At 69.5% G+C, this 12,292-nt stretch carries 11 protein-coding genes and 1 pseudogene; 7 read left to right on the top strand and 5 right to left on the bottom strand.

Features of this window, described 5'->3' with window-relative positions; all coding sequences use genetic code 11:
• The first annotated feature begins 61 nt into the window (after positions 1 to 61).
• Entirely contained in the window at positions 62 to 1,522 is a 1,461-nt protein-coding gene (locus tag QMG86_RS08005) for an MFS transporter (protein ID WP_281878625.1), read from the top strand.
• 180 nt (positions 1,523 to 1,702) lie between these two features.
• On the opposite strand, the gene QMG86_RS08010 is transcribed toward QMG86_RS08005, so the two are convergent.
• The 3 genes from QMG86_RS08010 to yaaA form a co-directional block, all read right to left on the bottom strand.
• Positions 1,703 to 2,116 carry a PPOX class F420-dependent oxidoreductase gene (locus tag QMG86_RS08010; protein ID WP_281878626.1) on the bottom strand — a complete coding sequence of 138 codons (414 nt, stop codon included), beginning with the start codon at positions 2,114 to 2,116 and terminating at the stop codon, positions 1,703 to 1,705.
• Positions 2,117 to 2,394: 278 nt separating this feature from the next.
• On the bottom strand, positions 2,395 to 3,885 hold the full coding sequence (locus QMG86_RS08015) for a CoA-acylating methylmalonate-semialdehyde dehydrogenase (protein ID WP_281878628.1): 1,491 nt from the start codon (positions 3,883 to 3,885) through the stop codon (positions 2,395 to 2,397).
• Between the two features lie 139 nt (positions 3,886 to 4,024).
• Entirely contained in the window at positions 4,025 to 4,768 is a 744-nt protein-coding gene (gene yaaA / locus QMG86_RS08020; protein ID WP_281880838.1) for a peroxide stress protein YaaA, read from the bottom strand.
• A 58-nt stretch (positions 4,769 to 4,826) separates the two neighbouring features.
• Between yaaA and QMG86_RS08025 the strand changes: the two genes are divergently transcribed.
• Positions 4,827 to 6,584: a proline--tRNA ligase gene (locus QMG86_RS08025; RefSeq protein WP_281878630.1), complete on the top strand. Its 1,758-nt coding sequence runs from the start codon at positions 4,827 to 4,829 to the stop codon at positions 6,582 to 6,584.
• 167 nt (positions 6,585 to 6,751) lie between these two features.
• Positions 6,752 to 8,503, top strand: a complete 1,752-nt coding sequence (locus QMG86_RS08030; protein ID WP_281878631.1) for an acyl-CoA dehydrogenase family protein — start codon at positions 6,752 to 6,754, stop codon at positions 8,501 to 8,503.
• Between the two features lie 94 nt (positions 8,504 to 8,597).
• Here the strand turns inward: QMG86_RS08030 and QMG86_RS08035 are convergent, their stop codons facing one another.
• Both QMG86_RS08035 and QMG86_RS08040 read right to left on the bottom strand, forming a co-directional pair.
• Positions 8,598 to 9,032: a ferritin-like domain-containing protein gene (locus tag QMG86_RS08035; protein WP_281878632.1), complete on the bottom strand. Its 435-nt coding sequence runs from the start codon at positions 9,030 to 9,032 to the stop codon at positions 8,598 to 8,600.
• Positions 9,029 to 9,541, bottom strand: coding sequence for a hypothetical protein (locus QMG86_RS08040; RefSeq protein WP_281880840.1), 513 nt, complete (start codon positions 9,539 to 9,541; stop codon positions 9,029 to 9,031). Before QMG86_RS08040 ends, QMG86_RS08035 begins: the two co-directional genes overlap by 4 nt.
• A 245-nt stretch (positions 9,542 to 9,786) precedes the next feature.
• Between QMG86_RS08040 and rimP the strand changes: the two genes are divergently transcribed.
• From rimP to QMG86_RS33695, 4 genes and pseudogenes are all read left to right on the top strand, one after another.
• Positions 9,787 to 10,452 carry a ribosome maturation factor RimP gene (gene rimP, locus QMG86_RS08045; protein ID WP_281878637.1) on the top strand — a complete coding sequence of 222 codons (666 nt, stop codon included), beginning with the start codon at positions 9,787 to 9,789 and terminating at the stop codon, positions 10,450 to 10,452.
• Positions 10,449 to 11,480 (top strand): transcription termination factor NusA, encoded by a 1,032-nt coding sequence (gene nusA, locus QMG86_RS08050; protein ID WP_281878639.1) that lies wholly within the window; start codon positions 10,449 to 10,451, stop codon positions 11,478 to 11,480. The genes rimP and nusA overlap by 4 nt, the downstream gene beginning before the upstream one ends.
• 122 nt (positions 11,481 to 11,602) lie before the next feature.
• Positions 11,603 to 11,935, top strand: a complete 333-nt coding sequence (locus QMG86_RS08055) for a YlxR family protein (RefSeq protein ID WP_281878640.1) — start codon at positions 11,603 to 11,605, stop codon at positions 11,933 to 11,935.
• A gap of 126 nt (positions 11,936 to 12,061) precedes the next feature.
• Positions 12,062 to 12,139: pseudogene (locus QMG86_RS33695) on the top strand (translation initiation factor IF-2 N-terminal domain-containing protein); the annotation flags it as partial.
• Between the last annotated feature and the right edge of the window lie 153 nt (positions 12,140 to 12,292).

Below are 12,292 nucleotides of genomic sequence, written 5' to 3' on the forward strand. Positions count from 1 at the left end.
ACAAATGCGGCAGCGGCATCAATTACAGTGACTCACTGTGCTTCGGAACCCCGCTGCGACGATGCAGTATCCAGTGACGCAGCGGGCCTTCGGGCTCGCGATCCTAGTGCTGAGCGGATTGCAGCTCATGGTCGTGCTCGACGGCACGGTCGTGATCTTCGCGCTGCCGCGGCTGCAAGAGGAGATGGGGTTGTCCAGCGCGGGCAGCGCGTGGACGGTGACCTCCTACGGGCTCACCTTCGCGGGCCTGATGCTGCTCGGCGGCAGGCTCGGCGACGCCTTCGGCCGCAAGCGCATGCTGGTCGTCGGCGTCGCGGTGTTCACGCTGGCCTCGCTGTTGTGCGGGCTCGCGCAGAACCAAGCCATGCTGCTGGCGGCGCGGGCGTTCCAGGGCGCGGGCGCGGCGGTCGCGGCGCCCACCGCGTTCGCTCTGGTGGCGACGACCTTCGCGCCGGGCAAGGCGCGCAACCAGGCGATCGCGATCGTCGGCTCGATGGTCGGCATCGGGTCCGTCGGCGGGCTCGTGGTCGGCGGCGCGCTGACCCAGCTGTCGTGGCGATGGATCTTCCTGATCAACGTCCCGATCGGCGCGCTGATCATCCTTGGCGCGGCCTACAAACTCGCCGACACCGAACACCACCGCTCGGCCCTCGACATCCCGGGCGCCGTGCTCGGCACCATCGCCTGCGCGTCGATCGTGTTCGGCGCCACCGAGGGCCCGGAACTCGGGTGGGGGCATCCGGCGATCATCGGCTCGCTGATCGCGGGCGTCGTGCTGCTGATCGTCTTCGTGGCGCTGGAACGGCGGGTGGACGACCCGCTGCTGCCGTGGTCGCTGTTCGACAGCCGCGACCGCGTCGCCACCTTCCTGCTGATCTTCCTGGCCGGCGGTGTGCTGGGCGCGATGACCTTCTTCGTCGCCCAGTTCATGCAGAACGTCATCGGATACGGTCCGCTCAAGGCGGGCGTCGCGGCGATCCCGTTCACCGTCGGCATCGGCATCGGCGGCGCGGTGGCCTCCAAGGCCGCGCTGTACGTCGCGCCGCGCTGGCTGCTCGCGGGCGCGGCCGTGGTGCTCGGCGGGGGATTGCTGTTCGGTTCGACCCTCGACGGCGAGGTGCTGTACTTCGCGACGCTGCTGCCGCTGCTGGTGGTGATCGGTTTCGGCGTCGGCGTCGCGATGGTGCTCTCGCCGCTGTGTGTGCTGGTCGGCGTGCCGCCGGCCAATATCGGCCCGCTGGCCGCGGTCGGGCAGATGTTCATGAACCTGGCCACGCCGGTGGCGATCGGCCTGCTCACCCCGATCGCCGCTTCTCGCACCCTGTCGCTCGGCGGCCGCACCGAGAAGGTGGCCGGGATGACATCCGCGGAGATCGCCGCGCTGGGCGACGGCTACACCCTGGTGCTGTTCGTCTGCGCCCTCATCGCGTTCGCGGCCGGACTGGTCGCCTTGACGCTGCGCTTCACTCCGCAACAACTGGCCATGGCCCAGCACGCCCAGGAAGAAGCACAGCAAGTGTGAGTGGCTGAATCAGTCCTACGGCGGCGTATGCCTTAAATCGCCGTTTTCCCTCGAGGTGCCCGGCTCACCTCGACCACGTCTTTCGAGCGAAGCGAGACCGAGCATCCGCCGTTCGCGGCCCAGCTCGCGCACACGCGAGCCATAAGGGGGCCGCGGACACCAGCGCCGAAGGCGCTGAAATCAGAACCGCCCCGCCACCCGGCGGGGTGTGACGCGCACGATGATGCGCGGACCGTCGTTGACGGAGGCGGGGTTGAAGTCCGCGTACTTCTGTCCGGTGTACTTCATGGACAGTTCGTTGGGCAGGGTCTTCTCCGGGTCGGGCGTGATGGTCGCGCTGCCCCGGATCTCCGCGTAGACATACGGGTTGTCCGGCGGGTTGATCAGCAGGGTGATGCGCGGGTCACGCGCGAGGTTCTTGCCTTGCTGACGATCGGTCGTGGTGGAGAAGAGCAGGTCGTCGCCGTCGCGCTTCAGCCAGATCACGGTCAGATGCGGTTGCCCGTTGGGTCCGATCGTGGCTGCGGTGGCGAAGACCTTCTCTTCGTCCAGGTACTTCTTGAGGCCCTCGGAAAGTTCTGCGGTGCTGGTCACGTTCTCAGCGAACAACGGCGCGCCGCAAGGAATTCCCGTCGGCTCGGCGCATACGGGCCGCCGAAAGCACGGTGGACCGGACCAGGCGCTGATCTGCGACGTGTGGTCGAGGATTGCTCCCTCGGTCATCGGTGGGACGCCGCCGTACCCGCAGGCGCTCGCGGGTACCCCGGTGGAGGGCCGCCTGGGTGCTCGGGGTCCGTGCGGTAGCTCTCGCACGCCGGTTGCCTGCCATTCCGGGGCGGTCCCGGCGTTTCCGACCGGAGCGCTGTCGGCTCCTATCGGTTCTGCGGGAAGCCGAGGTTCAGTCCGCCGTGGCTGGGATCGAGCCAGCGGGTGGTGACCGCTTTGGTGCGGGTGAAGAACCGCACGCCGTCGGCGCCGTGCGCGTGCGCGTCACCGAACAGCGAGTTCTTCCAGCCGCCGAAGCTGTAATAGGACATCGGAACCGGGATCGGCACGTTGATGCCGACCATCCCCACTTCCACCTCGTTGTGGAAGCGGCGAGCGGCGCCGCCGTCGTTGGTGAACAGGGCGGTGCCGTTGCCGTAGGGGTTGGCGTTGATCAGCGCCAGCGCGTCGTCATAGGTGTCGACGCGCACCACCGACAGCACGGGGCCGAAGATCTCGTCGGTGTAGACGCTCATGTCCGTGGCGACGTTGTCGAGAATCGTCGGCCCGAGCCAGAACCCGTCGGTCGCGCCGTCGGCTTCGACGCCCCGGCCGTCGAGAATCACGGTGGCTCCGGCGGATTCGCCCGCCGCGATGTAGTCCGCGACGTGGTCGCGGTGCGCGCGGGTGACCAGCGGACCCATGTCCGCGCCGCGGGTGCCGTCGCCGGTTTTGATGGTGGCGGCCCGTTCGGCGATCTTGCCGACCAGCTCGTCGGCTGCCCCGCCCACCGCGACCACCACGCTGATCGCCATGCACCGCTCGCCCGCCGAGCCGAATCCGGCGTTCACCGCGGCGTCGGCGGCCAGGTCCAGGTCCGCGTCCGGCAGCACCACCATGTGGTTCTTCGCGCCGCCGAGCGCCTGCACCCGCTTGCCCGCGGCGGTGCCGCGCTGATAGACGTACCGGGCGATCGGCGTCGAGCCGACGAACGAGACGGCCTTGACGACCGGATTGTCCAGGAGTTCGTCGACCGCGACCTGGTCGCCCTGAACCACGGTGAACACGCCTGCGGGCAATTCGGCTTCGGCCCACAGCCGCGCCAGCCACAGCGACGGGGACGGGTCCTTCTCGCTCGGTTTGAGCACCACCGTGTTGCCCGCGGCGATGGCGATCGGGAAGAACCACATCGGCACCATCGCGGGGAAGTTGAACGGCGAGATGATCGCGACCGGGCCGAGCGGCTGGCGGATGGAGAAGATGTCGACCTTGGTCGAGGCGTTCTCGGTGTAGCCGCCCTGGAGCAGATGCGGAATGCCGCAGGCGAACTCGACGACTTCCAGGCCGCGGCTCACCTCGCCGATCGCGTCCGCGAGCACCTTGCCGTGTTCGGCGGTGATCAGCCGGGCCAGCTCCTCCTTGCGCTCGTTCAGCAGCTCACGGAAGCGGAACAGGATCTGGGTGCGCCGGGTCAGCGAGGTGTCCCGCCACGCCGGGAAAGCCTTCGCGGCGGAATCGATCGCCGCGCGGGTGTCGGCGACGTTCGCCAGCGTGACCTCCCCGGTCACCACGCCGGTCGCCGGATTGGTCACCGGGGCGGTCGTCCCGCCGGTGCCTGCGAAGGCCTTGCCGTCGAGCCAGTGCGCGATGGTCTGCATGTCTCCTCGATTCGCTCGGTGGGCATCGGCGGTGCCGCCGCTCCGGCCGGGGCGCGAACGCGGCTCGACTACCACTGTCCGGCATACACCCTTCACCCTGCGCCGACGATCCGTACGGGATCTCCGGTGAGTACCGCGCTCAGGTGATGATCAAGAGTTCGGTCGGCGACGCGATCTCGGTTCGCAGCCCGGCCTTGGCCGCCACTCGCGCGACGCCCCGCACGTCGGCCGGTTCCGCTCTGGTGAGCACGAGGGCCCGCGCCAGCAGGCCCTTGTGGTGCTTGTTGAAATGACTCACCACCGTGCGGGAGCCGTCCGGATGCTCGGTGAGCACGTTGGCGGTGATCGCGCCGGGGACCCGCCCCAGCTGCTGATAGGTGCCCGAGCGCAGGTCGACCACGAGTTCATCGCCTGCCTCGGCGCGCAGGGCGGTGGCCAGCTCGTCGCGCCACACCGCCGAAAGGGTTGGCAATCCCGGCAGTTTCGAGCCGCCGGACAGGCGATAGGCGGGAATCGGGTCACCGGCGCGGACCGCGCCGAACAGGGCGGAGCCGATGCCGAGCCGCGCGTATGCCTTGGCTCGCTGCGCCTTGGTGAACGAGCGCGCGTCGAGCGCGTCGTAGAGGACGCCGGTGTAGCGCTCGAGCGCGGGACGGGTCGGCGAGGTGCGCAGCGCCGCGTTGCGCGCGATCTCGCCGTCGGCCCCCTTGCCGAGACCCAGCGCGGCTCTGGAGCCTTCCGGGTCGGCCGCCAACCGCACCACTTCCTCGATCAGCCGGGCGCGCACCGCGGTGAGCTGCGGCATCGCCAGGGAGTCCAGCGCGAGCGGCGCCCCGGCGCCGCCATCGGACTTGGTTTCGGAAGGAGGCAGCAGCACCAGCACGAACGAATACGGTAATGCGCTGGGAGCGGCGTCCGGCCAGCGACTACCCTGTGCTTCCGTGATCACCCGCCTCTCCCGCCTGTTCCTGCGAACCCTCCGCGACGACCCCGCCGACGCCGAGGTGCCCAGCCACAAGCTCTTGGTCCGTGCCGGCTACGTGCGCCGCGTCGCCCCGGGTGTCTACTCGTGGCTGCCGCTGGGCCTGCGCGTGCTGCGCAAGGTCGAGGACGTGGTGCGCGCGGAGATGGACGCGATCGGCGCACAGGAGATCTCACTACCCGCGCTACTGCCGCGCGAACCGTACGAGACCACCAACCGGTGGACCGAGTACGGCGACGGCCTGTTCCGGCTGCGCGACCGCAAGGGCGCGGACTACCTGCTCGGCCCCACCCACGAGGAACTCTTCGCGCTCACCGTGAAGGGCGAGTACAGCTCCTACAAGGACCTGCCCGTCACGCTGTACCAGATCCAGACCAAGTACCGCGACGAGGAGCGGCCCCGCGCGGGCATCCTGCGCGGGCGCGAGTTCGTCATGAAGGACTCCTACTCCTTCGACCTGGACGAGGACGGCCTGAAAGCCAGCTACCACGCGCATCGCCAGGCCTACCAGCGCATCTTCGACCGGCTGCGGGTCAAGTACGTCATCGTCGCCGCCACCTCCGGCGCGATGGGCGGAAGCGCGTCGGAGGAGTTCCTCGCCGACAGCCCGGTGGGCGAGGACACCTACGTGCGCTGCCCGGAATCCGGCTACGCGGCCAATGTGGAGGCGGTGGTCACGCCCGCGCCCGAACCGCTGCCGATCGAAGGGCAGCCCGAGGCTGTCGTGCACGACACCCCGGACACCCCGACCATCGCGACGCTGGTGGACTGGGCCAACAACGCCGGTATCGCCGAGCGCTACGGCCGCCCGGTCACCGCGGCCGACACCTTGAAGAACGTCATGGTCAAGCTGCGCCACCCGGACGGGAAGAGCGAGATCGTCGGCATCGGCGTCCCCGGTGACCGCGAGGTCGACGACAAGCGCCTCGGCGCTTCCGTCGAACCGGCCGAGGTGGAACTGCTCACCGAAGCCGACTTCGCCGAGAATCCGTTCCTCGTCAAGGGGTACATCGGCCCGAAGGCCCTGCAGGCCAACGGTGTTCGCTACCTGGTCGATCCCCGCGTCGGCACCGGCACCAGCTGGATCACCGGCGCCGACGAACCGGGCAAGCACGTCGTCGGCCTGGTCGCGGGCCGCGACTTCACTCCGGACGGGACCATCGAGGCCGCCGAGGTCCGCGACGGCGACCCCTCGCCCGACGGCCGGGGCACGCTGGTGGCGGCGCGCGGCATCGAGATCGGTCACATCTTCCAGCTCGGCAACAAGTACACCGACGCGTTCGAGGTGGACGTGCTCGGCGAGAACGGCAAGCCGGTGCGGCTGACCATGGGCTCCTACGGCATCGGCGTCTCGCGGATGGTCGCGGTGATCGCCGAGCAGCAGCACGACGACAAGGGGTTGCGCTGGCCCGCGGCGGTCGCGCCGTACGACGTGCATGTCGTCATCGCGAACAAGGACGACGCGGCCCGCGCCGGAGCCGAAGAGGTGGTGTCCGGCCTGCACGCCCAGGGCCTGGACGTGCTCTTCGACGACCGCACCGCCTCGCCGGGCGTGAAGTTCAAGGACGCCGAGCTGCTCGGCATGCCGCTGGTGCTGGTGATCGGCCGCGGCTGGGCCGAGGGCAAGGTGGAGCTGCGCGATCGCTTCACCGGCGAGACCGAGGAACTCCCCGCCGCGTCCGCGGTGGACGCGGTCGTGGCCAGGGTCCGGGGCTGATCCGATGCCGAAGCGGCCCCCGGCGTGATGCGCCGGGGGCCGTTCGCCTTCGCGCCCAACCGCAGGGAGCGTAGCGCGGCTACCTACGCCACCGTAACCTGTATTCGCTGGTCACGGATCCGCTGACCTCGTCCACGCTGCTGTTACCCGCTGGTAAGTTAACCGGCATGACAAACACCGACGTGCGGTTGTTCAACCCCGCCACCTATGACCCGCAGCAGTTCGACGCCGAGACGCGGCGCCTGTTGCGCGCCACGATCGAGTGGTTCGAGGGCCGGGGTAAGCAGCGTCTGCTCGCCGACGACGCGAACGCGGTGTGGACGGCCGACTTCCTCGACTTCGTGAAGAAGGAGAAGCTGTTCGCCACCTTCCTGACGCCCACCGCGTACGCCGACGGCGATCCGAACCGCCGCTGGGACGCCGCGCGCAACGCCGCGCTGTCGGAGATCTTCGGCTTCTACGGTCTGGCGTATTGGTACGCCGAGCAGGTGACCATCCTCGGCCTCGGCCCGATCTGGCAGAGCGACAACGAGGCGGCCAAGAAGCGCGCGGCCGCCGATCTGGCCGACGGCGAGGTGATGGCGTTCGGCCTGTCCGAGCAGACCCACGGCGCCGACATCTACAACACCGACCTGGTGCTCACCCCGACCGAGCCGGGCAGCGCGGACGCCGAGGCGGGCATCCTCTTCCGCGCCGACGGGGAGAAGTACTACATCGGCAACGGCAACGTGGCCAGCATGGTGTCGGTGTTCTCCCGCCGCGCCGACCTCGAAGGCGCCGACGCCTATGTCTGGTTCGCCGCCGACTCCCGCCACGAGAACTACCGTCTGCTCGGCAACGTCGTGCATCAGCAGATGTACGTGAGCACCTTCCGGCTGGAGAACTACCCGGTGCGCGCCGAGGACATCCTGCACACCGGGCCCGAGGCCTTCTCCGCCGCGCTGAACACCGTGAACGTGGGCAAGTTCAACCTCTGCCACGGCGGAATCGGCATGGTCGAGCACTCCTTCTACGAGGCGATCACCCACGCGAACAACCGGATCCTCTACGGCAATCCGGTCACCGACTTCCCGCACGTGCGGTCGAACTTCGTCGACGCCTACGCGCGCATCGTCGCGATGAAGCTGTTCAGCGACCGCGCGATCGACTACTTCCGCAGTGCGAGCCTGGAGGACCGCCGGTACCTGCTGTTCAACCCGATGACGAAGTCCAAGGTGACCTCCGAGGGCGAGACCGTCATGACGTTGCTGCTGGATGTGCTGGCCGCCAAGGGATTCGAGAAGAACACCTACTTCGCCGAGGTCCAACGGCTGATCAGCACGCTGCCCCGGCTGGAGGGCACGGTACACGTGAACGTCGGGCAGATCCTGAAGTTCATGCCCAACTACCTGTTCGACCCGCAGGACTACCCGGAGATCGGCACCCGGCAGGACGCGGCCGACGATGCGTTCTTCTGGCGCCAGGGCCCCGCGCGCGGGGCGGGCAAGGTGCGCTTCGCCGACTGGACCCCCGTCTACGACAAGCACGCCGACATCCCCAACGTGGGCCGGTTCTACCAGCAGGCGCAGGCGCTGCGCACGCTGCTGACCACGGCGGCGCCGGACGCGGACCAGCAGAAGGACCTGGACTTCATGCTGACCATCGGTCACCTGTTCTCCCTGGTGGTCTACGGCCAGTTGATCCTGGAGCAGGCCGCGATCACCGGCCTGGACCGGGACCTGATCGACCAGATCTTCGACTTCCAGATCCGCGATTTCAACGCCTACGCCACCGCCCTGTACGGCAAGCCCTCGGCAACCCCCGACCAGCAGGGCTGGGCCGCGTCCGCGCTGCGGCCACCGGTCGCCGATCGCCCGCGCTTCGACCGGGTGTGGGCCGAGGTGGCGTCCTACGACGGCGCCTACGAGATGCGGCCGTAGCAGTCGCGTGTCGAGCGAACGGCGGCCCGAGCTGTCCGCCGTCCGCCGTTCGCGTCGTTCCTCTGCGGGGCAGCAGATCTCGTGCCCGGCCGGGTCAGACCTTGCCCGGAAACGCGACCGTGGGCGGATTCGCGCCGAGGATCGACTGCCACGCGGCCAGCCGGACGGCGGCCTCGGTGAGCGCTTCGACACCGGTGCGCCGGATGGCCATGGAGTCGGCGCGCTCGACCACCGACCGCCAGGCGACCGCGGTGTCGGACTCGACCGTCACGGCCAGCCGGGCGGCCGAGATCGGATCGGTCACGGCGAACGGCACCGTGTAGGCCGCGTCCGGCGGTGGCACCGTCGCGCCGCCCAGTGCGAGGGTGTCCACGGTGGCGTCGCGGCGAGCCCGGTGAGCGGCGGTGTGCTCGGCGACCACCCTGGTGCGCTCGGGCGAGGCGTAGGCGGCGATCACCCCGTAGGCGTACACCGCGCCGTATTCGGCGTTCAGCGCGTCGATGAGCGCTCGGCGTTCCTCCTCGGTCATGCCAGCAACACCCCCGCCTGCACCGCGCAGGCCGCGCTGATCGACGCGAGCAGACCGGCTCGGTAGCCGGTCAGAGCGCGAGCGAGCTCGGCCGACGATTTCTGGGCGGCGGTGAGCTGCGTACGTAGCGAATCCACGCTCGGCGGCGTGGTGGGCGGCACGGCGCTGCCCGAAGCCACGGCCGACGGGCCGGATGCACTGGCGCGCGTGCGGTGCGCCGGTTTGGTGCCGTCGGCGTAAACGCCGATCGCGCGATCGATCTCGGTGCGCAAGGCGTCGGCGTGGGCGGTGCGCTCGGCCGCGATCGCCGACAACGCGGCGTGCCGGTCGGGTGCGATGGCGATGGCCGCGGTCGCGGCCGCGGCGTCGGCGCGCGCGGCGATCTCCTGTGCGGCAAGCGGATCCGGCTCGTGAACCACGTCGTCACCGGTGCAACCGGCCAGCGCGCCGAGGGCGAGCACCCCGGCCGTTCCGCCGCCCGCGAGACGCAACGCGGTGCGGCGATCCATGGCGGTGCGGTGGGGCTCGTGCCGGTCGGATGGCATGCCGGTGGTGCGCCCGGCACACGGCGGGGCGGGAAGGCGGATGGGCACGGCACTATCGTGCCAGACTCGCGAGGCTGCGCCGGACCAGCGTCGGTCGTGGCGTGCGCAGTCCTCGACCACTGGTCCTTTACACTCTCGTGGCGCGTTACGCTAGACCTTCGGTAGAGAATTCTCCCGCCGCGTCACAACTGAACCAGGAGCCGCCCCATATGCCGATGCCGACCGAGGAAAGGGTGAGCCAGCTCGTAGCTGGTCTCGTCGAACGCCGAGGATTCGACCTCGAGGGCGTCGAGATCTCGACGGCGGGCACGCGCGTGGACGCGCAGGCTCGGGTGCAGGTGACCGTGGACCGCGACACCTCCGATCTGGATTCCCTGGCGAGTCTGAGCACCGAGTTGTCGGCGCTGCTGGACGACGCCGGGGAGTTCGGCGAGACGCCCTACCTGCTGGAGGTCACGACCCCCGGGATCGACCGCCCGTTGAGCGCCGCCCGGCACTGGCGGCGGGCGCAGGGGCGGAAGGTACGCGTCCGGCTGCGTGCGGATGCGCAACCGCCGGAAGGATCGGCGACCTTCGAGGCCAGGGTCGGCGCGCTCACGGGGGATTCCGTGGCGCTGGTGCTCGGCGGCAAACGCGACCCGCACCGGGTGACCGTTCCGCTGGCCGACATCGCCACGGCCGTCGTCCAGGTCGAGTTCTCGCCTCCGGGCGCGCGGGAACTGGAACTCGCGGGCGGAGTCGTTCCGGGGCGGCCCGCTCCGGGCCAGGAAGACGCGGTGGCGGTCGACGACGCCGCGCAGCTTCGAGGAACACCGAATGCACCATCCGAATCCGTAACAGCGTCCGATTCGCCGACCGAAGGGATCGTGGAATGAACATCGAAATCGAAGCCCTGCGCGCGATCGTCGCCGACAAGGGGATCTCGATCGAGACCGTGATCTCCGCGATCGAGTCGGCGCTGCTCACCGCGTACCGCCACACCGAGGGCCACCAGCCGAACGCGCGCATCGACATCAACCAGAAGACCGGCGTGGTCCGGGTGATGGCGCGCGAGGTGGACGCCGACGGCAACGTGATCTCCGAATGGGACGACACCCCGGAGGGATTCGGCCGGATCGCGGCGACCACCGCCAGGCAGGTCGTGCTGCAGCGGCTGCGCGACGCGGAGAACGAGAAGTCCTTCGGCGAGTTCTCCACCCACGAGGGCGACATCGTCGGCGGCGTGGTGCAGCGTGACGCGCGCGCCAACGCCCGCGGCACCGTCGTGGTGCGCATCGGCAGCGAGCTGCACGGCACGGAGGGATTGATCCCGCCCGCCGAGCAGGTGCCGGGCGAGACCTACGAGCACGGCGACCGGATCAAGTGTTACGTCGTCGGCGTCTCCCGGGGTCCGCGCGGCCCGCAGATCACGCTCTCGCGCACCCACCCGAACCTGGTGCGGCGGCTGTTCGCGCTGGAGGTGCCGGAGATCGCGGACGGCTCGGTGGAGATCGTCGCCGTGGCCCGCGAGGCGGGGCACCGATCCAAGATCGCGGTGCGCACCACGGTGCCCGGGGTCAACGCCAAGGGCGCCTGTATCGGGCCCATGGGGCAGCGCGTGCGCAACGTGATGAGCGAACTGGCCGGCGAGAAGATCGACATCATCGACTACGCCGAGGATCCGGCGGCGTTCGTCGGCAATGCCCTCTCGCCGTCGAAAGTGGTATCGGTCACCATCGTCGACGCCGAGGCCAGGGCGGCCCGCGTCGTGGTGCCCGATTTCCAGCTCTCCCTGGCCATCGGCAAGGAGGGGCAGAACGCCCGCCTGGCCGCGCGCCTGACCGGCTGGCGCATCGATATCCGCAGCGACGCCGCTCCCGGTGACATGGGCGGATCCGTCCGGACGGAGGCGCATCGGAGTTGACCGGAGCCCGCCCGCGGAGTGCTCGGGATGACAGGTTCGTAACTTCCGCGGGGGAGGGGTTCGGCGTTCCGAGCGTGGCAGCGGTAGAGTGGTCCAAGGTTCAGTCCGAGCCTTCGGCTTCGATGCCCGATCGCACCACCGAGCAGCACCCGGCGCGCCAGCGCCGAGCCGCTCCCGTGCGGACGTGTATCGGGTGCCGGAAGCGCGAACTGGCCGTCGATCTGTTGCGGATCGTGGCTCGGGACCGTGAGACCGGAGACGGCTCCCACGTCCTCGAGATCGTTCCCGATCCGCGGCGCAGACTTCCCGGACGGGGTGCCTGGCTGCACCCCCTTTCGGCTTGTCTGCTCGCGGCAGAGCGGCGCCGAGCGATCGGCAGAGCACTACGAGTGTCCGGACATCTGGATATCTCAGCCCTGGAGCATTACCTCGAGAACAGGCACGAGCACTCATGAGCACACCGTGAAGTACCAACGATGAACGTCCATCGGAGATAACCCGAGGTCGTGCGGGCCGCCGTCCCCAGAACGGTGGGGCTGCTCGACCTCTCAGTGAGGAGAGCAGTGGCAGGCAAGGCCCGCGTGCACGAGTTGGCCAAAGAACTCGGTGTCACGAGCAAGGAACTACTCGCAACGCTCAAGGAGCAGGGCGAGTTCGTGAAGTCGGCGTCCTCGACGGTGGAAGCTCCCGTCGCGCGCCGGCTGCGTGAGTCGTTCGCGGCGAAATCCGCCCCGTCCAACGGCAACAAGCCGGGTGCACGCCCCGGATCGTCCGGCCGTCCGGCCCCCAAGCCCACGGGCGGCGGCCCGCGT

Origin of the sequence: Nocardia sputorum (assembly GCF_027924405.1) — a bacterium.
GTDB lineage: Bacteria > Actinomycetota > Actinomycetes > Mycobacteriales > Mycobacteriaceae > Nocardia > Nocardia sputorum.

Coding starts and splice junctions, on each gene's coding strand:
- QMG86_RS08005 (WP_281878625.1), top strand. CDS start 62: ATGCAGTATCCAGTGACGCAGCGGGCCTTCGGGCTCGCGATCCTAGTG.
- QMG86_RS08015 (WP_281878628.1), bottom strand. CDS start 3,885: ATGCAGACCATCGCGCACTGGCTCGACGGCAAGGCCTTCGCAGGCACC.
- QMG86_RS08030 (WP_281878631.1), top strand. CDS start 6,752: ATGACAAACACCGACGTGCGGTTGTTCAACCCCGCCACCTATGACCCG.
- QMG86_RS08035 (WP_281878632.1), bottom strand. CDS start 9,032: ATGACCGAGGAGGAACGCCGAGCGCTCATCGACGCGCTGAACGCCGAA.
- QMG86_RS08040 (WP_281880840.1), bottom strand. CDS start 9,541: ATGGATCGCCGCACCGCGTTGCGTCTCGCGGGCGGCGGAACGGCCGGG.
- rimP (WP_281878637.1), top strand. CDS start 9,787: ATGCCGATGCCGACCGAGGAAAGGGTGAGCCAGCTCGTAGCTGGTCTC.
- nusA (WP_281878639.1), top strand. CDS start 10,449: ATGAACATCGAAATCGAAGCCCTGCGCGCGATCGTCGCCGACAAGGGG.
- QMG86_RS08055 (WP_281878640.1), top strand. CDS start 11,603: ATGCCCGATCGCACCACCGAGCAGCACCCGGCGCGCCAGCGCCGAGCC.